The organism is Alcaligenes sp. SDU_A2, from assembly GCF_038237375.1.
Classification (GTDB): Bacteria; Pseudomonadota; Gammaproteobacteria; order Burkholderiales; family Burkholderiaceae_B; genus Alcaligenes.
Genome location: NZ_CP151273.1, coordinates 2,563,374 through 2,584,664, shown reverse-complemented (window position 1 = coordinate 2,584,664; position 21,291 = coordinate 2,563,374). Strand labels below are relative to the sequence as shown.

Sequence of the window (21,291 nt, the reverse complement as noted above, 5' to 3'; positions counted from 1 at the left end):
ATCAGGATTTAGGCGCGACAAAGCCCTGGGCTTCCACATCGACGTCCTGGAACAGGTATTGTTCCATCTGTTCCTTCAGGTACTGGCGTGCGCGTGAATCGGCCAGATTCAGGCGATTTTCGTTGACCAGCCGGGTTTGCACGTCCATCCAGTTGGCCCAGGCCTGCTTGGAGATGTTGTGCCAGATCTTCACGCCCAATTCGCCGGGATACGGGGGGAAATCCAGCCCTTCGGCTTCTTGCTTGAGTTTCACACACTGGACCATGCGAGCCATGTTCTTTCCTTTTCAATCAAATGCTTGGATAGGTACATTGTACCTAATGCCGGTCGCGGATCAGAGCTTCTTGATAAAGACCATGCTGTTGCGCGAACGGTTGTAGTGCGACTGTTTTTCTTTGGGCAGGTCCGATACACCCCCTTGGACAAAGCCGCGCTTGATGAACCAGTGCGAGGTGCGCGTGGTCAGCACGAACAGACGTTTGAAGCCCGCTGCGCGTGCTTTAGCTTCAGTGTGGCGCAGCAGGATTTCGCCTTCGCCCGAGCCTTGCCATTCGGGGTGAACGATCAGGCAGGCCATTTCGGCCATGCTCTCTTGTGGGTAGGGAATTAATGCCACGCAGCCGTAGATGATGCCGTCGTGCTCCAGAACGGTAAAGCGTTCCACTTCGCGTTCGATAACCGAGCGGCCGCGCGGTACCAGTGTTCCGTCGTTTTCCAGCGGTTCGATCAGCTGCACGATGGCACCGACATCGTCCAGATTGGCTGGGCGCAGATCATCCAGGGTGTCCTCGACCACCATGGTGCCCACCCCGTCGTGGGTAAAGATCTCCAGCAGTATGCTGCCGTCTTGTTTGTAGGGCACCAGATGGGCGCGGGCGATGCCGCGCTTGACTGCCTGGGAGGCGTAGCGCAGAAAGGTGGAGCAGTCCTCGTCCAGCTTGCCCGAGGCCAGCAAGGCGTCGGCGTCGGCGCGCGCCAGTTCCGAGTCGATCTCCAGATTGTTGGAGTAGCCGATGTGCTCGGGGGTCAGGAAGATCAGCTTTTCGGCGCGCAGCGCAATGGCGGTGCTGGTAGCCAGGTCTTCCATGTCCAGGTTGAAGGCTTCGCCGGTTGGAGAAAAACCCAGCGGGGAGAGTAGAATAAGCGCTCCCTGATTAAGTATGACGCGCATGGCGTCCACATCCAGCTTGCGTACCGAGCCGGCGTGCCTGTAATCCAGCCCGTCGATCACGCCCACCGGCCGGGCCGTGACGAAATTGCCGGAAATAATGCGGATCTGCGCGTGCGACATGGGCGTGTTGGGCAAGCCCTGGCTGAAGGCGGCCTCGATATCCAGGCGGATTTCACCGGCGGCTTCCTTGGCGCATTCCAGCGCGGCGGCACTGGTGGGTTCGGTGCCGCGCCCGAACTGCGTGCTTTCGCCCTTTAAGCGCAGTTGTTCATTGACCTGAGGGCGCGAACCATGCACCAGAACCAGCTTGATGCCCAGGGCCGAGAGCAGGGACAGATCCGGGATCAGCGTATTGAGCAGTCCATCGTTGATGAGCTCTCCCCCGAAGGCCACCACGAATGTCTTGCCCCGAAAGTCATGCACATAGGGCGCTACTTCCCGGAACCATCGCACAAATTGAGCCTGTGCCTGATCGGGTGGTTCGAGAGCGGTAAACGAGTCGGGGGTGTCTGTGTTCATTGCGGGTGATCTATGCGTCCAAATTGAGAGCACGAAGGCTTGAAGCCAAAATTATAATGATGTCTGTACCAGAAACTACCTTTCATGCACGAGTCCGTAGAATTGACTGAAAACCCACATACGCTGCCGCCCATTCTGTACCCTGAAGACCTGCCTGTCAGCGGCCGCCGGGACGAAATAGCCCAGGCCATCAGGGACCACCAGGTGGTCATTGTGTGTGGCGAGACCGGGTCCGGCAAGACGACTCAGCTCCCCAAGATATGCCTGGAGATGGGACGCGGGCTCAATGGCAAGATCATAGGCCATACCCAGCCGCGCCGTCTGGCGGCGACTTCGGTCGCCAAGCGTATCGCTCAGGAGCTGCAGTCCGAGATCGGCGACTGGGTCGGCTACCAGATTCGCTTTAACGATAAGACCGGCCCGCGTTCGGCCATCAAGCTGATGACCGACGGTATTTTGCTGGCGGAATCGCAGCGCGATCCCTTGCTGAGCCGCTACGACACCATCATCATCGACGAGGCGCATGAGCGCAGCCTGAACATCGATTTTCTGCTGGGCTTTTTAAAGCAACTGCTGCCCCGGCGTCGCGACCTGAAGCTCATCATTACGTCGGCCACCATCGATGCCGAACGTTTTGCCAATCATTTTGCCCACAAGGGCAAGCGCGCGCCCGTCATCGAAGTGTCGGGGCGTCTGTATCCGGTCGATATCCAGTATCGTCCCATTCTGGACCCCGCTCAGGGCGATGCCCAGGAGCGCCGCTCCGCATCGGAAGACGAGCGTGACCTGATGGTCGGGATTGTCGATGCGGTGCAAGAATGCGCGCGCCACGGCAGTGGCGATGTGTTGGTGTTCTTGCCCGGTGAGCGCGAAATCCGCGAAGCCACCGAGGCGCTGGAAAAAGACAAACCCATCAATACCGTCATCCTGCCCTTGTTTGCGCGCCTGTCACAAGCCGAGCAGGAACAGATCTTCCGCCCCAAGGGCAATGCGCGCCGTGTGGTGCTGGCTACCAACGTGGCCGAAACATCGTTGACCGTGCCCGGCATACGTTATGTGGTGGACAGCGGCCTGGCGCGCATCAAGCGGTATTCTTGGCGCAATAAGGTCGAGCAGTTGCGCATCGAGGCCATCAGCCAGGCGTCCGCCAACCAGCGGGCGGGGCGTTGCGGCCGTATCGGTCCGGGCGTGTGCATACGCTTGTATGACGAACAGGATTTCAAGAGCCGCCCCGCGTTCACCGACCCCGAGATTTTGCGCTCTTCGTTGGCCTCGGTCATTTTGCGCATGAAGGCGCTGCGACTGGACGACGTGGAAACCTTCCCCTTTGTGGAGCCGCCCACGGGGCGGGCGATTGCCGATGGTTATCAGGTTCTGCAGGAACTGGGCGCGCTGGATGAACAACAAGGCCTGACGCCGGTCGGGCGCGCTCTGGCCAAGCTGCCCGTGGACCCCAGAGTGGCCCGCATGGTGCTGGCCGGTCACGAGCAGCATTGTTTGAGCGAAATGCTGATCATTGCCGCCGCCATGTCGGTGCAGGACCCGCGCGACCGTCCCATGCACGAACGCGAGGCGGCCAATCAGGCCCATGCCCGTTTTAACGACGACAAGTCCGAGTTTCTGTCTTACGTCAAATTGTGGAATTGGTTGCAAGAACAGTCGGCCGAGCAGGGTTCGCAACGCAAGTTCATGAATGCCTTAAAGCAAGCCATGCTCTCGCCTGTGCGGGTACGCGAATGGCGTGATGTCCATACCCAGTTGAGCAGTCTGGTACACGAGCAGCGCTGGGTCGCCAATCCCTCGCCGGCCACCTTCGAGCAGGTGCATCTAGCCTTGCTGACCGGCCTGATCGGCAATATAGGCCTGAAAAGCGAAGAGACGGGACTGTACCAAGGTACCCGCGAACTGCGTTTTGTCATTCATCCTGGCTCCCGCCTGGCCAAGAAGGCGGGGCGCTGGATACTGGCTGGCGAATTGGTGGAAACCACGCGCCTGTTTGCGCGCTGCATTGCCCGCATCGAACCCACCTGGGTCGAGAAGGTGGGGGCGCATCTGCTGCGCAAGACCTGGTCCGATCCGCGCTGGGAGAAAAAGGCTGGACAGGTGGTGGCCAACGAGCGCGCCACCTTGTATGGCTTGATGATCTACAGCGGGCGGCGCGTGCATTTTGGCAAGATCGATCCTGTGCAGGCGCGCGAACTATTCCTGCGCCAGGCCCTGGTGCCGGGCGAGATTGATTCCGGCCTGCCGTTCCTGAAACATAACCGTCAGCAGATTTCCGCGGTGGAGCGCCTGGAACATCAGTCGCGCCGCCCCGATATCCTGATCGATGAAGAGCTGATCTACGCTTTTTATGATCAGCGTATCCCTCAGGATGTCTACCAAACCGCGACGCTGGAAAAATGGTACAAGGGTCTGTCCAAGGAACAGGCCAAGGGCCTGGAGCTGAGCCGCGATGAACTGATGCGCCATGACGCCGCGGGCATCACAACGGAAGTTTTTCCGCGCTCGGTGCAGTGGCAGGGCGTCAAGATGGCACTGGACTACCACTTCGAACCTGGCTCGGTGCGCGATGGCGTCACGCTTAGCGTGCCCCTGTTTGCATTGAATCAGATCGATGCCGGGCGCTGCGAATGGCTGGTGCCTGGCATGCTCAAGGAAAAAGTGCTGGCTCTGCTTAAATCCTTGCCGCAGCGCACCCGTCGCCATTGTGTGCCTTTGCCCGAATATGCCGACGCCTTTCATCAGCGTTGGTTTGATCGTGCGGCCGACCCGGGCATGAGTCTGCTGGATGCGATCGCTCAGGACATGTGGGAGCAGGTCAAGCAGCGTCCGCAGCGCAGCGACTTCAAGCCAGAAACATTGCCGGCCCACCTGTTCATGAATTTTCGCGTCATCGACGATCATGGCCGCATGCTCTCGGGCGGGCGCAATCTGGATCAGCTCAAGGCCGAGCATGGCCGTCAGGCTCAGGCATCGTTCCAGCAGATCGCCGCAGCCGATGAACAAGTGGCGCAGGTGCTGGACCACGAACAGTTGACGAGCTGGTCTTTCGGGGCCTTGCCCGAACTGATGGAGATCCAGCGCAAGGGGCGCAGCTTTATCGGCTATCCGGCGCTGATCGACCAGAAAACCCACTGTGACCTGGATGTGTTCGATGATCCGGGACAGGCACGCCGTGAACACCGCAAGGGGTTGCGCTGCCTGTTCAGGCTGGCCTTGCGCGAGCAGGTGCGTTTTCTGGAAAAGAATATTGCTGATCTGACGCGCATCAGCATGCTGTACATACCGCTGGGTACGCAGGAGCAATTGCGCGAACAGATCATTGATGTGGCGCTGGAGCAATCTTGCATGATGGAGCCTTGGCCTCAGGATCAGGCCGGTTTTGAAGCGCGTGTTCTAGAAGGTCGTAGCCGCCTGGGGCTGGTGGCCCAGGAGGTGGCACGGCTGGCCGGTCAGATTCTGATCGAGTGGAGCGCGGCCCAAAAGAAGCTGGCTCAGATCAAGGCCCACCCCGAGGCCTTGAAGGACATACAGCAGCAATTGGCCGCACTGATGCCGACGCGCTTTCTGGAGGCCAGCGAATACAAACAGCTGGCCCACTTTCCGCGTTACTTGAAAGCCGTGCAGGCGCGGGTGGACAAGCTGCGCGCCGACCCGGCACGCGACCAGCGTCTGATGCAGGATATGTCGCCTTTGCTGCTGAAGTACCAGCGTGCGGTGGCTGCCTTGAAAGGTGCTCAGGACAGTGGCCTACGCGATTTTCGTTGGATGCTGGAGGAGTTGCGCGTGTCTTTGTTTGCACAGGAACTGCGCACGCCCATGCCGGTGTCGGTCAAGCGACTGGAAAAAGCCTGGGCGGCGCTGCAGCGTTGATAGGGCAGTCGGGCAGGGCAGACAGGCAAGCAGGGCCTGTTTGCCTTGCCCGGAGTCCGTTTCGCGTGCAGATTTTAATCGTCAGAACTCCAATAGATGTGTTTCACGGTGTTGGGCGAGGAACCTATTTTTTATCGGGTTCAGTACAATTCCTGAATGAGCGAAACACACCCCTCTTTTGTCCATTTGCGATCCCACTCCGAGTTTTCGGTGGTGGACGGCATCGCCCGTATTCCCGACATGATCAAAAAAGCGCTGGCCTATGGTCAGCCGGCGCTGGCCTTGACCGACCTGAGCAATCTGTTCGGTCAGATCAAGTTCTACCGATCGGCGCGCAAAGCCGGCATCAAGGCCATCATGGGTTGCGATATCTGGCTGCAGAACGAGGATGACCGCGAAAAACCCGCGCGCCTGCTCTTGCTGGTACAGAACGAGACCGGCTATCTGGCCTTGTGCGATATCTTGACGCGGGCCTGGCTGGGCAATCAGTACAAAGGCCGGGCGGAAGTGCAGCGCGCCTGGCTGCAGGGGCGCAGTGGTTTGATCGCCTTGTCGGGCGGGCGCATGGGCGATGTGGGCCAGGCCCTGGAAGCCGGCAATATGGAACTGGCGCGTCAGTGCGCACGCTACTGGGCCGATTTGTTTCCCGACGCGTTTTTTGTCGAGCTGCAACGCAGTGGTGCCGATGGCGACGAGCTGTACGTGCAGGCGGCCATGCGTCTGGCGGCCGAGCTGGATTTGCCGGTGGTGGCGACCCATCCTATTCAGTTCGTGGACGCCGAAGATTTTCGCGCCCACGAAGTGCGGGTTTGCATTGCAGAAGGCGAACAGCTGGCTAATCCCAAGCGTGTCAAACGCTTTACGCCCGAGCAGTATTTTCTGGATTCGGACGAGATGGCGCGGCGTTTTGCCGATGTGCCTTCGGCCCTGGAAAATACGCTGGAGATCGCCAAGCGCTGTAATCTGGAAATGGAGCTGGGCAAACCCTATCTGCCTGATTTTCCCACTCCCGACGGCATGACGCTGGACGATTTTCTGGTGCATCAGGCCCAGGAAGGTCTGGCCAAACGCATGGAACAGCTGTATCCGGATCAGGCCGAACGGCAGGCCCAGTATCCCACCTACCAGGAGCGTTTGACCTGGGAGTGCAACACCATTATTTCCATGGGTTTCCCTGGTTACTTTCTGATCGTGGCCGACTTCATCAACTGGGGCAAGCACAATGGCGTGCCGGTGGGGCCGGGCCGTGGTTCGGGGGCGGGGTCTTTGGTGGCATACAGTCTGGGTATTACGGACCTGGACCCGCTGCGCTACGACTTGCTGTTCGAGCGCTTCCTGAATCCCGAACGGGTTTCCATGCCTGACTTCGATGTGGACTTTTGCCAGGACAACCGCGAACGCGTCATCGACTATGTAAAGGAAAAATATGGCCGTCAGGCCGTCAGCCAGATTGCCACTTTCGGCACCCTGGGAGCGAAAGCTGTGGTGCGCGACGTGGGTCGGGTGCTGGAGCTGCCCTACAGCATGTGCGATGGCCTGTCCAAGCTGATCCCGTTCAACCCCGCTGACCCCTGGACGCTGGAGCGGGCCCTGGCTGATGAGCCTGCCTTTCGCGAACGCTACGAGAACGACGAAGAGGTCAAGGCCCTGATCGATCTGGCCAAGCCCCTGGAAGGTCTGACGCGCAGCGTGGGCATGCACGCCGGGGGCGTGCTGATCGCGCCGGGCAAGCTGATCGATTTTTGCCCCTTGTATGCTCAGTCCGGCCCGGATGCCAACGCCGTCTCGCAGTATGACAAGGACGATGTGGAAGCAGCCGGCCTGGTCAAATTCGACTTTCTGGGCTTGCGTAACCTGACCATTCTGGATTGGGCCGTGCGCTATGTGCGGCAGTTCAATGCGGACAAGCGCGACTTTGACATCATGGCCTTGCCGCTGGATGACGACGCGTCCTACAAGTTGCTGTGCGAAGGCAACACCACGGCCGTGTTCCAGCTGGAATCGCGTGGCATGAAAGAGCTCTTGCGCAGCCTGCGCCCGTCCACCTTTGAGGACATTATCGCCATGCTGGCCTTGTATCGCCCAGGGCCGCTGGAGTCGGGCATGGTGGTTGATTTTGTCAACCGCAAGCACGGTCGTGCCGAGGTGGATTATTTCCATCCGGACCTGGAAAGCACCCTGAGCAGCACGTACGGGGTGATCGTCTACCAGGAACAGGTCATGCTGATCTCGCAGATCATCGGTGGCTACTCGCTGGGTGGTGCCGACTTGCTGCGACGTGCCATGGGCAAGAAAAAACCCGAGGAAATGGCCAAGCACCGCGAATTGTTCGAGGCAGGGGCGGTCAAGAAGGGGCACGATCCAGAACTGGCGGTCAAACTGTTCGACCTGATGGAAAAATTCGCCGGCTATGGCTTTAACAAGAGTCACTCGGCCGCTTATGCACTGATTGCCTACCAGACCGCCTGGCTCAAGGCCCATCATCCGGCCGAGTTCCTGGCTGCCACTTTGTTATCGGATATGGACGATACCGACAAGGTGCAGATCTTCTGGAAAGACGCGCTGGCCAACGGTGTGCAGGTGTTGCCGCCGGACATCAATGCGTCCAATTATCGTTTTGAGCCGGTGCAGGACAGCTATACCGCCCAGGGTCTGCCGCCGCGCACCATGCGCTACGGCTTGGGTGCGGTCAAGGGCACGGGTCAGGCGGCGGTCGAGGCGATTGTCCAGGCACGTAAAGCAGAGGGGCCATTCAAGAGCCTGTTTGATTTTTGTCGCCGGGTGGACCGTCATCAGGTCAACAAGCGCACCATCGAAGCCTTGGTGCGGGCCGGTGCCTTTGACGGCATCGACGATAATCGCGCCGCCCTGCTGGCCACGATCGGTGCCGCCGTGGAAGCGGCTGAACAGGCCGAGCGCAGCGCCAATCAGTGCTCTTTATTTGCCGATGACTCGGACGATATCGTCGAGGGCGAAGTGGCCAAGGTCGCGCCCTGGAGTCTGCAGGACAGACTGCGCCAGGAAAAAACAGCGTTGGGCTTTTACTTTAGCGGTCATCTGTTCGATGCCTGGCGCGACGAAGTGCGCCGTTTTGCGCCTACGCCCTTAGCTCGGCTGGAGGCATCGCGCAGCCCTCAGTGGTTTGCGGGGGTGTTGTCAGCGGTGCGGGTACGCATGACGCGACGCGGCAAGATGCTGTATGCCATGTTGGACGATGGTTCGGCCCAGGTGGAAGTGGCGATTTTTAACGAATTGTTCGAGGAACACCGTCAGCGTCTTAAAGAAGACCAACTGGTCATTATCCAGGGCAAAGTCAGCAACGATGACTATACCGGGGGATTGCGGGTAACGGCCGATGCCATCTTCGATCTGCAATTGGCCCGCGAGACACGCGCCAGTTGCCTGAGCATCGTGCTGGGCGACAAGGCCGATGCCGCGCGCTTGCAGGCTTTGCTTGCCCCGCACCGTGCCCAGGAAGGTGGCGGGGTGGCGGTGCAGGTGCAGTTGCAGCGGCCTGACTACGAGTGTGTCATTCAACTGGGTAACGAATGGCGCGTGCGTTTGGCCGATGCCATGCTGGAGCAACTGGAGCAATGGGACGCTAGCAGCGAAGTGGAGATCAGCTACCGATGACGCCCTTGCGCATTTTGCATTCAGAAGCCGCGACTAGCTTTGGCGGGCAGGAAAACTATATCTTGCGCGCGATGCGCATATTGCGCGAACGCGGCCACCACGTAGAGGCAGCGTGTCAGCCGCATGCCCAACTGACTGCGCGGCTGCGCGATGAAGGCTTTGTCGTTCATACCTTGTATATGGACGGCACGCGCAATTACCTGCGCGGCGTGTGTCAGTTACGGCGCGTATTGCGCAATGGCCGTTTCGATGTGCTCAACAGCCACAGTCGACGCGACGCCATGCTGGCCGGCGTGGCAGGGCGGCTGGCCGGCACCCCCCTGATCGTGCGCACGCGGCACTTGGCCAAGAAGGTCGGTTCTTTGCTGTCTTATACCATCGTGCCCAAACGTGTCATCACCCCCAGCGAGTATGTGCGCCAGCATATGATCCAGCGCGGCGTCAAGCCGGGGGCGGTGGATGTGGTCTATCCCTGTGTCGATCCTGCGGTGATCGATGCCGCGCCCGCGCTCGATCTGCGGGCGCAGCTGAGCTTGGCATCCGATACTGTGCTGGTCGGTTGTGTCGCTGTGTTGCGGCGCGAAAAAGGACATCGCGAACTGATTGCAGCCATGCAGCCGCTGCTGGCCACGTATCCACACCTGCATCTGGTTCTGGTGGGGGGCGGTTCACCTGGCATGCAAGAGTTGCAGACACTGGTGGTCGAACAAGGCCTGCTTGGGCGTGTTCACTTGCTGGGCCCTCGCTCTGACGTGCCTTCGTTGCTGCCTAATCTGGATGTTTTTGCCTTGGCGACCCATATGGAAGCGTCAGGCACGGTGTTTGTCGAAGCCGGCAGCGCCGGTTTGCCGGTAGTCGGCACCCGGGTGGGCGGTGTGCCGGAGATGATGCTGGAGGGACAAAGCGGCTTGCTGGTGCCCTTGCACGATATTGCGGCGTTGACTCAGGCGCTGGAAAGCCTGATCCTTGATCCGGCTCGGCGTCAGGCGATGGGCGCAGCCGGACGCGACTTTTGCCGCAGCAATGACCGATTTACGCCCACGGCGATGGGTGACCGTCTGGAAGGCGCATATCTGCGCTGGCTCAAGGAATTACAGAAATGAGAATGGCCACCACCGTGCCGGTGATGATGTATCACCATGTCACGCCACAAGGCGGCATGATTAATGCGTCTCCCGAACACTTCGAGCAGCATCTGCAATGGCTCAAGCGCCATGGCTGGACCAGCTTGACGACGGAGCAGTTTGTCGGTCATCTGCAAGGGCAGGGCGTACCGCGCAAGTCGGTCCTTATCACTTTCGATGACGGTTATCTGGACAACTATGTCTATGCGTATCCCTTGCTCAAGAAATATGGCTTTAACGCTGTTATTTTTGTGGTGACCTCCTGGGTCAACGACGGCCCGGTGCGTTTGCATGCCGGCCAGGGCGAGGTGCCCGAATGTCCCGATCATCGCGAATGCGAGGCCCGCATTGCCGCTGGCCGTAGCGATGAGGTCATCTTGCGCTGGAGCGAAATCCGAGCCATGCAGCACGAGGGGGTATTTGAATTTCATAGCCATACTCACACCCATACGCGCTGGGATCTGGGCGAGTTGCGCGCCCAGAAAAACGACAAGATGCGTTGGGAGCTGGCGCAGTCGCGCCAGAGCCTGATCGATAATTTGGGCTCTGTGTCGGATCAGTTCTGCTGGCCGCAAGGCTATTTCGACCCGGATTACGTACAAATTGCCCAGCAGGCCGGTTTCCGTTATTTGTATACGACGCGGGCGTTTGGCTCCAACCAGCCCGGTACCGATCCTTTGCACATCTACCGCTTTGCCGTGCGTGATACCAGCGGCGCATCGGTAGGGCGGCGGCTGAACGTGGCCGTGCATCCGCTTATTGGTCCTATTTTCAACAGGTGGAAAGCATGGCGACGCCGGCAACGCCAGAAGTAGCCGCGGGCAAGGCTGCGCGCCTGTCCGTCATCCTGATTACCAAGAACGAACAGGCGCATATCCAGGCATGCCTGGAATCGGTGGCGTTTGCCGACGAAATCATTGTGCTGGATTCCGGCAGCACGGATCGCACGGTAGACATAGCTCGCAGCCTGGGTGCCAAGGTCAGTGTTACAAACGACTGGCCCGGATTCGGCCCGCAAAAAAATCGGGCTTTGGATCTGGCCACAGGCGACTGGGTGCTATCGATCGATGCGGACGAACGTGTCACCCCCGAATTGGCGCAGTTGATATTGCAGGAGCTGGACAACCCGCGCGCCACGGCCTACCGTATCGCCCGCCTGTCCGAATTTGCGGGTCGGTGGATACGGCACAGCGGTTGGTGGCCAGACCGAGTACTGCGTTTGTTCCGGCGCGGGACGGCACGTTTCAAGGACGTCAAAGTTCACGAGAGCGTTCAGACCGATCAGCCGGTGGCGATTTTGGACGGGCATTTTTTGCATTACCCGTATGCCAGCCTGGAAGTGTTCATCGCCAAGATCAATGCGTATTCGACCGAGGCGGCGCTTCATATGCAGGCGCGTGGTAAGACCACCAGTGTGCCGGGGATTGCTGGCCACGCCATCTGGACTTTTTTGCGCCATTACGTCGTGCGGCGTGGTTTTATGGATGGAGCGCAGGGCTTTATCCTGGCTTGCATGGCCGCGTCGGGCAGCTTATTTCGTTACAGCAAGCTTTGGTACTACACACGCCAGGGCAGAAAATAGCTGCTTATAATGCCGCTATGATTCCCATCCTTATGTATCATCAGATCGGGGTGCCGGCACCCAAAGGTTCGCCTTACCGGGGCCTGACCGTGCATCCCACCGACTTTCGCCGCCAGATGACCTGGTTGAAGCGTTTGGGTTATCGCGGCTTGTCCATGGCCCAGCTCATGCCGTATTTGCGTGGCGAAAAACAGGGCAAAGTCGTGGGCATCAGCTTTGACGACGGCTACCGCAACGTGTTCCAGAATGCCATGCCGGTGCTGGACGAACTGGGCTTTACCGCGACTAACTACATCGTGACGAGGCATCTGGATGGTTCCAACTTTTGGGATCAGCCCAAGGGTGTACCGCACTCCGGCCTGATGTCTCTGCCCGAACTGCGTGCCTGGGTGGCGGCGGGGCACGAGGCAGGATCGCATACGCTGGATCATGTGCATCTGACCGATGTTTCTTCCGAAATAGCGCATTATCAGATCGTTCAGTCCCGCAAGGAGCTGCAAGATCTGTTGCAGGTCGAGGTCAATGCATTCTGCTATCCCTATGGGGATCAGACCAGGGCAATCCGCGAATTGGTGCGTCAGGCCGGTTATGACAACGCCACCACCACCAATCGGGGCTTGGCGCGTGCCGATGATGATCTGTTTGATCTGCCTCGCGTCACGGTGGCGCGTTCCACCCATATTTTCCGTTTTCTGCAAAAGTGTCTGACGCGTCTGGAAGATCGGCGTCGCACCCTATCCTCATGAGCGACACGCCCCCTTTCGCCGATCCGGTCTCGCAACGCCTGCGCATCGCCTTTGTGGTGGATCGTTTCGGCAACCGTTTCGGCGGGGCTGAAGCGTATGGGGTGGAGTTGATGCGCGAACTGTCCCGCCACCATGACATTACGGTGTTCGCGCGCGACTATGACAGCCGTTGCGATCTGAAACTACCTTTTGTGCCAATCCGCCATTGGTCACGCTGGCCGGGTTGGGTGCGTAGCTGGCTTTTTGCCCGTAAGGCTGCTCAGGCCACGGCCCAGGGTTTTGATATTGTGCATTCGCACATGAATGGCTGGTGCGGCGATGTCGAAGTCGTTCATGTCACTCCGGTACGTTATAACTGGCGAGTGCGTTCGTTGCCGTGGCTAAAAAAACTGGGTTCTTATATCAGTCCTCGGGTCGCGATGTATCTGCATCTGGAAGGGCGACGCTTGCGTGCCGGTTCGCAGGCAGTGGTGGCCGTGTCGGGCCTGATTGCCGAGCAGTTGCAGCAGGCTTACGGCGATGTGCATCCTTATCCGGTCATTGCTCCGGGTGTGCTGCTGCCCCAGGCCGACGGTCAGGAACAGCAGCGTGAACAAACACGCGCCGCGCTGGGCTTGGAAACGGGGCAGATTGTCTGTTTGTTAGTAGCGCGCAATCCTATCCGCAAGGGACTGGCCACGGTTTTGGCGGCCCTGGCTCAGATGCCTTCGCACTATCGCTTGCTGGTGGTAGGCGGCAAGCCCAGCCTGCGCGACGATATGCGTCGCCAACTGCTCGGACAAGGGCTGGAGGATCGCGTGGTGCTGGTGGGGGAAACCTCTAATGTCGAGCCTTATTATCGGGCTGCCGACATTTATGTGCATCCCACACTGAACGACAGTTTTGGCATGGCTCCGCTGGAAGCCATGTCGTATGGCCTGCCCGTGGTGCTCAGCCCCAGCCCTTGGTGTGGCTTTGCCCAGTATGTACGCGCTGGGCATCACGCTGTTTTGCTGTCCCATCCCGAAAATGCCGCAGAGCTGGCCGACGCAGTGCAGCGTTTGGGCGCAGATCCCGCTGCGGCCCGTCATTTAGTGGAAAACTCCCGCCAATTGTTGGCCCAGTTCAGTTGGCCTTCAGTTGCCGCTCGTTACCAGGCGCTTTATCAGCAGGTGTTGCAGCGTCGTTGATCGCCAGTGTTGTAATTAGGTCGCGTTGAATCGGATTCGACGCTGTTCAGCTATTGTTCAGGGACCGAACAAACAGATACACTGCGTCCCTGACGGACCCCGGCATGGGGTTCATTCGTTGGCGGCTGGCGGAGCGATTCTTGAAAGTACTTATTACCGATATCCATCATGGCAATGGCGGTGGACACGTGACGTATGTCCTGAGTCTGTTGCGGGAAATGGCCGGACGGTGCCAATTCACCCTGGCCGCGCCCGAGACCGGGCGGCTGTTTCGTGAAGCTTCGCGACTGTCGCACGTACGCGTTCTGCCGGGCTTGTATACATCGCGTGTGTTTTCTGCCATACCGGAAATTCGGAATTTACGTCGTTTTCTAAAAACGGAACGTTTTGACATTGCCCACTGCAATGGCGGTGCCGATCACCGGCATGTCATGCTTGCCAGCCTGGGGCTGCGCGAGGCACCGGCTATTGTCTGGACCAAGCACAATACCAATAAGGTGGATAGTTTTGGTCATCGCATGCGGGCGCGTTTTGGAACTCAATCCGCGATTGCCGTATGCGAATTTGTAGAACAGCAACTGCAACAGTCGGGCTATGCGCGTGCTCCTATTGCTGTCGTGCGTAACGGTATCGATACCACTTATTTGCAACCGGCTTCGGCGACGCAGCGGCAAGAGGCCAGGCAGGCATTTTTTGGCGATCTGCCCGACAATGCGCTGGTCTTTGGCAGCATAGGCGGAACAGACCTTAACAAAGGTTGGTTGCTGCTGGTGGAAGCGGTCAGCCTGCTGCCCCCCGAGTTGCGTAGCCGTGTGCGCTTGCTGGTCGCGGGCGACCCGCCTAATCAGGACATGATGGCGCGTGTGCGCGAACTGAATATGCAGGACTCGGTGCATTTTCCTGGTCTGGTGGCGGATGTGCGGCGTGTCCTGGCGGCGAGCGATGTGGGTTTTGTGTTGTCCTATCGGGAAGCCGCTTCGTACGCCAGTTGCGAAACCATGGCCGCCGGGCTGCCCACTTTGGTGTCGGCGGCGGGCGGTTTGCCGGAAAATGTGCGCGACGGGCAGGACGGCTGGGTAGTGCCAGTGGGGGATGTGCCGGCGTTGCACGCTTATCTGCAGCAGTTGCTGGCCGGTCGTTTTTGTCTGGAAACCCTGGGCCGCAATGCACGCAGTCGCGTCGAACAGGAGTTTTCCTTGTCTAAGTTCGCGGCCGATACCGAAATCGTCTATCGTCGGGCGCGGGCTTATCGGCAAGGGCATCGTCGGGTGGTTTCGGCACCGCTCTGATAAACCCTTGTTTTGTTGTGTTCTAAGTAGCTGGGCGCCGCCCCCTGCTTGCGCTGTCCCCATAAAATTGGACACTTCTGCGCGCGTTTGGGGGCGCTGTTTTATGGTTTATTACGAGAGGGAGCTGTCTGCCGCTCCAATTCGGTCAGCCATAGCAGAGCCTGATGGCGCTGTTGTCCGCACATGTCAGGAGACGGCTGCAGCCCAGAGCAGCAGGCGGGACGTTCCGGTTGACCAAAAATACGGCACCGCCAATGCTCGTCAAGCTGTATGCAGGGCACGCCAGCCGGTTTGCCCTGTGGCATGCCTGGAATAGGGCTGGAGATGGAGGGGGCGATGCAGCAAGCTCCGCAATTATCCCGGCAGATCATGTCCAACCTCTGGACCAGTACACCAAAATACCCACATATTCTTTGATGATGGAACGGCTCGATTGCAGCGCCAGCAGGCTGGGTCTCCAGCGGGAAAACTCTGGCGTGTCCGGTACGGTGATTTGCGGTGCCGCGCCGGCGGGGATGACATCCACCCCTTGTTTGCGGAAGATGGCCACGGCACGCGGCATGTGCAGCGCGGAGGTCACCAGCAAGACGCGTTTGAAGCCTTTTTCATCCAGCAGGCGGGCCGTGTATTCGCCATTTTGCTGAGTGGTCAGACTATTGTTTTCCATCAATGTGGCCCAGGCCGGCACATCAAGATCGCTTAATGTGTGCGCCATGATCTGCGCTTCGCTGACCCCGCCGTCCAGAGCGGCGCCCGACAGAACGATATAGGGCGCGCGCTCGGCCTTGTAAAGATCGGCGGCGCGCTCAACACGTGCGGATGTCCGACTGGCCGTGGAGGGCAGGAACCAGTTGCTGCGGTTCTGGGCCGTATAGCCACCCAGAACGACGATGGCATCAGCCCTGGGGGCCTGCGCAGCGCTTTGATAGGGGTACATGTTTTCCAAATAGCCGCCCACCCACAGGCTGGTGGCTGGCAGGGACCAGGCTCCAGCCCAGAGCAGGCCGCTCAGCGCCAGCGCGGCTGCCGTTTTGCGATGGCGAGTCACGAACAGAATGACGGCCAGCAGCAACAGGGCCGCGAACAGATTCAAGGGGATGACCAAACTGGTCAGTAGGCTGGACAGATTCATACGGGCTCCGCGATGGACTGCAGGGCGGTCAGGACTTCGTGCTGTTGGGGCCATTGGCCGTCGTGCCCCAGGCATACAGCGCGTGGCGACCAGGGACCGGTGTCTTCTGGATTGGTAACCCCGCATAGGGTCAGTTGCCGCGCCTGGACGGCGGCGGCAATATGCGATACGCCTGAATCGTTGCAGACGACCCAGCGTGCCTGTTGGCACAGGCGCGCAAAAGCACCCAGCGGTAACGAAGGCAGACAGCGGGCCGTCGGAGCATTTTCCAGCGCAGCATCGATTTCGTTTGGCGGCGGACACATGACCACCGTCATGCCCTGGGCCTGCAGTTCCCGGGTCAGGGCGTCGAAATGTGGCCAGACCTTGACGCGGCCTTTATGTAGACCGGTTGCCGTCGGCGCGATCAGGATATAGTCCCCGGCGCGCAGCGCCGCTTGGCGCAGGCTGTTGTCGCCTTCTTGACGCTGCAGCGGCGTCAGTTTCAGGTTAAGTGCCGTGGGTGCCGCATCGGGCACGGGAAGCAAACGCCAGCGCAGCAGTGCCTGACGCACAATATGGAACCAGGATTGCACGGCGTGCAGGGAGGCTTTGGGTTTAGACAGGGGCCAGCGCAGTAGCAGACTGCGGCCATCGTCCCGGTAGCCGCAGGACGGCAGACCGGCCAGCTTGAAGCTGAGCGCGCTGGTCAGGGAGTCGGGCAAGAGCACCCCGGCCGCTTGTCTATGGCCGGCTTGGCGGCGGTAGCGCCGCACCGCCCAGCCGTCGCGACGCCAGTGTCCGCTCATGGGAATAAAACCATGCAGCGGGTAGGCGGACAGCAGTTCGCGGGCCCAGGGGCGGGCGCAGACGACCACAGGCAAGCCGGTGTCCAACAGGGCCTGCAGACAAGGCAGGCTCATGCAGACATCGCCCAGCCAGTTGGGCAGTCGCAGGTAGAGAGCGTTTGGTTGAGGCATGAACGGGACTGCTCGGAAATACGATCTTGAGCGGGTACGCTCTGCGGTCGGCAATGAACGGTAAAATGAAAACAATCACATAGTATATAGGTGTCCTCGTTGTCCAACGCCATAGAAACAAAAATCCAGCCCGCAGGCCATGATCCGGTCAAGTCGGACTTGTGGAAGCGGATCTATGTCCGGCTGCTGCCTTACTGGAAGGCGGTTGTCGTGGCCTTGTTGCTGGTTGTGGTGGCATCGGCCACCCAGCCAGTGCTGGCTGTCATCATGAAGCCGCTGCTTGACGATGGTTTCACCGGAGCCAAGCCACACTATATCTGGTCGATTCCCCTGGCCGTGATCGGCCTGATCTTTCTGCGCGGAATCGCGACGTACGCCAGCACCTACGTATTTGCCTGGGTCACTAATAAAATGCTGCTGACTTTGCGGGGGGACATGTTTGCTCGTTTGCTCAGTCTGCCGGACGAAGAATTCAAGCGCGGCGATACGGGGCGCTTGTTAAACCGCTTTACGGTCGATGCCGGTGTCATGACCGGAGTGGCGACCGAAGTGGTTACCGTCATCGTGCGCGAAGTGTTGACTGTCGTGGCCATGCTGGCCGTGTTGCTGTATATGTCCTGGCAGTTGACTGTCATCGTGTTCCTGGTCATGCCGGCGTCGGTATTTGTGGCCAAGCTGGTGTCGCGCCGTCTGCGCCGCATCAACCGGGATACGGTCAACATGAATGCCGAGCTGACCCGTGTGGTGGGCGAGGCTATCGATGCGCAGCGTGTCATTAAGTTATTTGACGGCTACGAGCGCGAGAACGCCCGTTTTTCGTATGTAAACGGACGTCTGCGTCGTTTTGCCATGCGTGCCGCCTCGGCGGATGCGGCGCTCTCGCCCATCACGCAATTCTTTGTGGCCATTGCGGTAGCTGGCGTTATTTTCGTGGCTTTGTATCAGGCCAATTCAGGCGTGTTGACCGTAGGCAGCTTTGCGGCCTTCATGGCGGCTTTGGGACAGATTTTCGATCCCATCAAACGCCTGACCAATATTACCGGCACCATGCAGCGCATGCTGGTGGCGGCCGAAAGCGTATTTCGTCTGGTCGATCAGGAGTCTGAGCGCGATATCGGCACACGTGAATTTCCTGCCCAAGTGCGTGGTCATGTGCAGTTTGAACGTGTGCATCACCGCTTTCCCGATGCCCACCGGGATACCGTCGCCGACCTCAGTTTTTCCATCGATCCGGGTCAGACCGTCGCCTTGGTGGGGCGTTCGGGCAGCGGCAAGACGACGCTGGCCAATATGTTGCCTCGCTTTATCGAGCCGACCGGTGGGCAAGTCCGAGTGGACGGCATTCCTTTACAGGATCTTAAGTTGCGCAGCTTGCGCAGTCAGATTTCTCTGGTCAGTCAGGACGTGGTGCTGTTCGAGGGCACGATAGGGCAGAACGTGGCCTATGGTGCCGGTGCGGATGTTTCGGACGAACGCATCTGGGACGCCTTGGAGGCGGCAAATCTGCGCGAGTTCGTGGCTGGATTGCCGCTGGGGCTGGACACGCCAGTGGGTGAAAATGCCAATGCCTTGTCGGGCGGCCAGCGCCAGCGCTTGGCGATTGCCCGTGCGCTGATCAAAAATGCGCCTATTCTTATCCTGGACGAAGCGACCTCGGCATTGGATAACGAATCCGAGCGGCAGGTACAGGCTTCTCTGGAAACGCTCATGAAAGGCCGTACTACCTTGGTCATTGCCCACCGCCTGTCCACAGTCCAGAAAGCCGATCAGATTTTGGTGCTGGACGAAGGGCAGATCATCGAGCAGGGTCGTCATGACGAATTACTGGCCCGTGACGGAATGTATGCCAATCTGTACCGCATGCAGTTTCAGTTCAACGAATAAGCGGCGTTGTGTCGCAAACCAAGGAACACCATGAAGAAAAGCCTCATCATTCTGGCCGGGCTGGCTGCGTTGGCCGGATGTGCTACCGATAATGCCATGCTGCGCGAGGACGACCTGCGCCGCTCGGTTCATCAGAAAAGCGAACGACGCATCAATACTGACTTTGTCGGCATACAGCGGGCTTTGTTCAAGCATCAGGCCGAATGCGGCAAAGCAGCCGTGTTCAAGATGGACGAACGGCAGGCCAGTTACGGTACTTTGCGTTACCCGCTCGTAGATGGGGCGGGTTGGGATAAAACCATCTTGATCGATTTGACTTTGATGCAAAAAGGTTGGGTCGATGCCAAGGTTTATAGTTATCAGGCCGGAGTCAGCGATCAGATTGATGCTATCTTCACATCGATCCGCGCACCGGGCATTTGTAATCCAGACGATGCGCCTAAAGAGGTCATGCCCGAAGACGACTTCACGCCTATCGCCCAATAGACTGGCGTACCTATGGCCCCATCCTTGCTCGGGTGGGGCCCGTCGTCTCATCCGGCTTTACAGCAAAATAATGTCGTACTGTTCTTGGGAGTGCTGTGGATCAACCTCCAGCGAGATTGGCTTGCCAATGAAGTCGCCCGCCACGGCCAGATGCTGGCTTTCTTCTTCCAGAAACAGATCCACGACCTCTTGGGCCGCCAGGATGCGGAACTCCTTGGGATTGAACTGCTTGGCCTCGCGCAGCACTTCGCGCAGGATTTCATAGCAGACTGTGCGCGCCGTGCGGATCGAGCCGCGCGACTGGCAGGTGGGGCAGGGTTCGCACAACTGGTGTGCCAGAGAGTCGCGGGTTCGCTTGCGCGTCATCTCCACTAGGCCCAATTGGCTGAAACCATTGATGGTGACGCGTGTTCTGTCCTTGCTTAGCGCCTTTTGCAGCTCGTCCAGTACCGACTGCCGGTGGGCGGGCTCATCCATGTCGATAAAGTCCAGGATAATGATGCCACCCAGATTACGCAGACGCAGTTGGCGCGCCAAGGCGACGGCAGCTTCCAGATTTGTTTTGAAGATAGTGTCGTCAAAATTGCGGCCACCGACAAAGCCACCCGTATTCACATCGACCGTCGTTAGCGCTTCGGTCTGGTCGATGATCAGGTAACCGCCGGATTTCAGATCGACCCGTCGCGACAGCGCCCGTTTGATCTCTTCGTCCACGTGGGCGGTGTCGAACAAGGGGCGACTGCCCTTGTGATGATCGATACGTTCCAGCACAGACGGTGTGTAGATCTGGGCCCATTCTTTCATTTCCTGAACCACAGTACGCGAATCCACAATAATAGATTGCGTATTTGGCGTGACCATATCGCGCAGAACCCGTTGCGTCAGGTTCAGGTCGGTGTACAAAACGGAAGGTGCTCCTTGTTCGCGGATGCGCTCTTGGATGCGGGTCCATAAGGTGCGCAGATACAACTGGTCGGCGGCAATCTCTTCGTCTGTAGCGCATTCGGCTTGGGTGCGGACAATAAACCCGCCTTTTTCGTCCTTGTCCATCAGACGTGCTACGCGTTCGCGCAATTCGATGCGATCGGCGTCCGAGCCGATGCGTTGCGACACGCCTATATGCGGGTCAAAGGGCAAGTATACGAGCATGCGCCCGGCAATGCTGATTTGGGTGGAAACCCGCGCACCTTTTGTGCCCAGTGGGTCTTTGATCACTTGCACCAAAAGCGACTGTCCCTCGAACAGTAGTTTTTCGATGGGAGTGGGGGCGTTGCCGTGATTGCGTTCGACCCGGTTCTGGCGCAGATCGGCAACATGGATGAAGGCGGCTCGTTCCAGGCCTATATCTATAAAGGCACTTTGCATGCCCGGCAGCACCCGCGCTACCTTGCCCAGATAGACGTTCCCCACGTAGCCGCGCTGAATGCTGCGTTCGATATGCAGCTCTTGCACGGCACCTTGCTCGACCAGGGCGACGCGTGTTTCAAAAGGGGTGACGTTGATCAGTATGTCTTCATGCATGTTGCTTTCGCTCAGAGTATCTTCTGAGCTTAGTGTAGGGCCAAGTCTGGTGAGGTGCCATGTCTATATGGAAGATAATGTCCTATGCCTCTATATATAGCGTGACGGTTGCGTCGGTCAGTCAGTCAGGGCGCTGCCGGTGTGGGATTTCTACTGATTAGGTCAGTCGGCTTTCCTCTATATGCTTGGGTGGATGCGGC

At 59.0% G+C, this 21,291-nt stretch carries 16 protein-coding genes; 10 read left to right on the top strand and 6 right to left on the bottom strand.

Annotated features, from left to right (window positions below; translation table 11 throughout):
• Window position 1: 1 nt before the first annotated feature.
• Both AADW57_RS11960 and argA read right to left on the bottom strand, forming a co-directional pair.
• A complete protein-coding gene (locus AADW57_RS11960; protein ID WP_341667122.1) occupies window positions 2–274 on the bottom strand; it encodes an oxidative damage protection protein in 273 nt (90 codons plus the stop codon).
• A 60-nt stretch (window positions 275–334) separates the two neighbouring features.
• Window positions 335–1,690 carry an amino-acid N-acetyltransferase gene (argA, locus tag AADW57_RS11955; protein ID WP_341667121.1) on the bottom strand — a complete coding sequence of 452 codons (1,356 nt, stop codon included), beginning with the start codon at window positions 1,688–1,690 and terminating at the stop codon, window positions 335–337.
• Between the two features lie 84 nt (window positions 1,691–1,774).
• Between argA and hrpA the strand changes: the two genes are divergently transcribed.
• The 8 genes from hrpA to AADW57_RS11915 all read left to right on the top strand — a co-directional run bounded on the left by hrpA (window position 1,775) and on the right by AADW57_RS11915 (window position 15,109).
• The gene (hrpA, locus tag AADW57_RS11950; protein ID WP_341667120.1) at window positions 1,775–5,566 is read left to right on the top strand and encodes an ATP-dependent RNA helicase HrpA; all 3,792 of its coding nucleotides are present in this window, start codon (window positions 1,775–1,777) and stop codon (window positions 5,564–5,566) included.
• 156 nt (window positions 5,567–5,722) lie between these two features.
• Entirely contained in the window at window positions 5,723–9,199 is a 3,477-nt protein-coding gene (gene dnaE / locus AADW57_RS11945) for a DNA polymerase III subunit alpha (RefSeq protein WP_341667119.1), read from the top strand.
• Window positions 9,196–10,302, top strand: coding sequence for a glycosyltransferase family 4 protein (locus AADW57_RS11940; RefSeq protein ID WP_341667118.1), 1,107 nt, complete (start codon window positions 9,196–9,198; stop codon window positions 10,300–10,302). Before dnaE ends, AADW57_RS11940 begins: the two co-directional genes overlap by 4 nt.
• Window positions 10,299–11,138 (top strand): polysaccharide deacetylase family protein, encoded by an 840-nt coding sequence (locus AADW57_RS11935; protein WP_341667117.1) that lies wholly within the window; start codon window positions 10,299–10,301, stop codon window positions 11,136–11,138. The genes AADW57_RS11940 and AADW57_RS11935 overlap by 4 nt, the downstream gene beginning before the upstream one ends.
• Window positions 11,111–11,905: a glycosyltransferase family 2 protein gene (locus tag AADW57_RS11930; protein WP_341667116.1), complete on the top strand. Its 795-nt coding sequence runs from the start codon at window positions 11,111–11,113 to the stop codon at window positions 11,903–11,905. Before AADW57_RS11935 ends, AADW57_RS11930 begins: the two co-directional genes overlap by 28 nt.
• 32 nt (window positions 11,906–11,937) lie before the next feature.
• Window positions 11,938–12,651 (top strand): polysaccharide deacetylase family protein, encoded by a 714-nt coding sequence (locus tag AADW57_RS11925; RefSeq protein ID WP_341667115.1) that lies wholly within the window; start codon window positions 11,938–11,940, stop codon window positions 12,649–12,651.
• The gene (locus AADW57_RS11920) at window positions 12,648–13,820 is read left to right on the top strand and encodes a glycosyltransferase family 4 protein (RefSeq protein ID WP_341667114.1); all 1,173 of its coding nucleotides are present in this window, start codon (window positions 12,648–12,650) and stop codon (window positions 13,818–13,820) included. Before AADW57_RS11925 ends, AADW57_RS11920 begins: the two co-directional genes overlap by 4 nt.
• A 140-nt stretch (window positions 13,821–13,960) precedes the next feature.
• Complete coding sequence (locus tag AADW57_RS11915) at window positions 13,961–15,109, top strand: glycosyltransferase (RefSeq protein ID WP_341667113.1); 1,149 nt, start codon at window positions 13,961–13,963, stop codon at window positions 15,107–15,109.
• 101 nt (window positions 15,110–15,210) lie between these two features.
• On the opposite strand, the gene AADW57_RS11910 is transcribed toward AADW57_RS11915, so the two are convergent.
• The 3 genes from AADW57_RS11910 to AADW57_RS11900 are packed head-to-tail and all read right to left on the bottom strand — an operon-like array spanning window position 15,211 to window position 17,200.
• The gene (locus AADW57_RS11910; protein ID WP_341667112.1) at window positions 15,211–15,480 is read right to left on the bottom strand and encodes a YkgJ family cysteine cluster protein; all 270 of its coding nucleotides are present in this window, start codon (window positions 15,478–15,480) and stop codon (window positions 15,211–15,213) included.
• Entirely contained in the window at window positions 15,477–16,241 is a 765-nt protein-coding gene (locus tag AADW57_RS11905; RefSeq protein WP_341667111.1) for a YdcF family protein, read from the bottom strand. The genes AADW57_RS11910 and AADW57_RS11905 overlap by 4 nt, the downstream gene beginning before the upstream one ends.
• Complete coding sequence (locus AADW57_RS11900) at window positions 16,238–17,200, bottom strand: glycosyltransferase family 9 protein (protein ID WP_341667110.1); 963 nt, start codon at window positions 17,198–17,200, stop codon at window positions 16,238–16,240. Before AADW57_RS11900 ends, AADW57_RS11905 begins: the two co-directional genes overlap by 4 nt.
• Window positions 17,201–17,290: 90 nt before the next feature.
• On the opposite strand from AADW57_RS11900, the gene msbA reads away from it, so the two are divergent.
• Together msbA and AADW57_RS11890 are read left to right on the top strand one after the other, a co-directional pair.
• Window positions 17,291–19,084 carry a lipid A export permease/ATP-binding protein MsbA gene (gene msbA / locus AADW57_RS11895; RefSeq protein WP_445819146.1) on the top strand — a complete coding sequence of 598 codons (1,794 nt, stop codon included), beginning with the start codon at window positions 17,291–17,293 and terminating at the stop codon, window positions 19,082–19,084.
• A gap of 30 nt (window positions 19,085–19,114) precedes the next feature.
• Entirely contained in the window at window positions 19,115–19,570 is a 456-nt protein-coding gene (locus tag AADW57_RS11890; protein WP_341667108.1) for a hypothetical protein, read from the top strand.
• Between the two features lie 57 nt (window positions 19,571–19,627).
• On the opposite strand, the gene rng is transcribed toward AADW57_RS11890, so the two are convergent.
• Window positions 19,628–21,091, bottom strand: coding sequence for a ribonuclease G (rng, locus tag AADW57_RS11885; protein ID WP_341667107.1), 1,464 nt, complete (start codon window positions 21,089–21,091; stop codon window positions 19,628–19,630).
• Window positions 21,092–21,291: the final 200 nt, after the last annotated feature.

What these genes read in the sequence shown, in the direction of transcription:
- AADW57_RS11960 (WP_341667122.1), bottom strand. Translation starts at nt 274, where the DNA reads ATGGCTCGCATGGTCCAGTGTGTGAAACTCAAGCAAGAAGCCGAAGGG.
- argA (WP_341667121.1), bottom strand. Translation starts at nt 1,690, where the DNA reads ATGAACACAGACACCCCCGACTCGTTTACCGCTCTCGAACCACCCGAT.
- hrpA (WP_341667120.1), top strand. Translation starts at nt 1,775, where the DNA reads ATGCACGAGTCCGTAGAATTGACTGAAAACCCACATACGCTGCCGCCC.
- dnaE (WP_341667119.1), top strand. Translation starts at nt 5,723, where the DNA reads ATGAGCGAAACACACCCCTCTTTTGTCCATTTGCGATCCCACTCCGAG.
- AADW57_RS11940 (WP_341667118.1), top strand. Translation starts at nt 9,196, where the DNA reads ATGACGCCCTTGCGCATTTTGCATTCAGAAGCCGCGACTAGCTTTGGC.
- AADW57_RS11935 (WP_341667117.1), top strand. Translation starts at nt 10,299, where the DNA reads ATGAGAATGGCCACCACCGTGCCGGTGATGATGTATCACCATGTCACG.
- AADW57_RS11930 (WP_341667116.1), top strand. Translation starts at nt 11,111, where the DNA reads ATGGCGACGCCGGCAACGCCAGAAGTAGCCGCGGGCAAGGCTGCGCGC.
- AADW57_RS11925 (WP_341667115.1), top strand. Translation starts at nt 11,938, where the DNA reads ATGTATCATCAGATCGGGGTGCCGGCACCCAAAGGTTCGCCTTACCGG.
- AADW57_RS11920 (WP_341667114.1), top strand. Translation starts at nt 12,648, where the DNA reads ATGAGCGACACGCCCCCTTTCGCCGATCCGGTCTCGCAACGCCTGCGC.
- AADW57_RS11910 (WP_341667112.1), bottom strand. Translation starts at nt 15,480, where the DNA reads ATGATCTGCCGGGATAATTGCGGAGCTTGCTGCATCGCCCCCTCCATC.
- AADW57_RS11905 (WP_341667111.1), bottom strand. Translation starts at nt 16,241, where the DNA reads ATGAATCTGTCCAGCCTACTGACCAGTTTGGTCATCCCCTTGAATCTG.
- AADW57_RS11900 (WP_341667110.1), bottom strand. Translation starts at nt 17,200, where the DNA reads ATGCCTCAACCAAACGCTCTCTACCTGCGACTGCCCAACTGGCTGGGC.
- AADW57_RS11890 (WP_341667108.1), top strand. Translation starts at nt 19,115, where the DNA reads ATGAAGAAAAGCCTCATCATTCTGGCCGGGCTGGCTGCGTTGGCCGGA.
- rng (WP_341667107.1), bottom strand. Translation starts at nt 21,091, where the DNA reads ATGCATGAAGACATACTGATCAACGTCACCCCTTTTGAAACACGCGTC.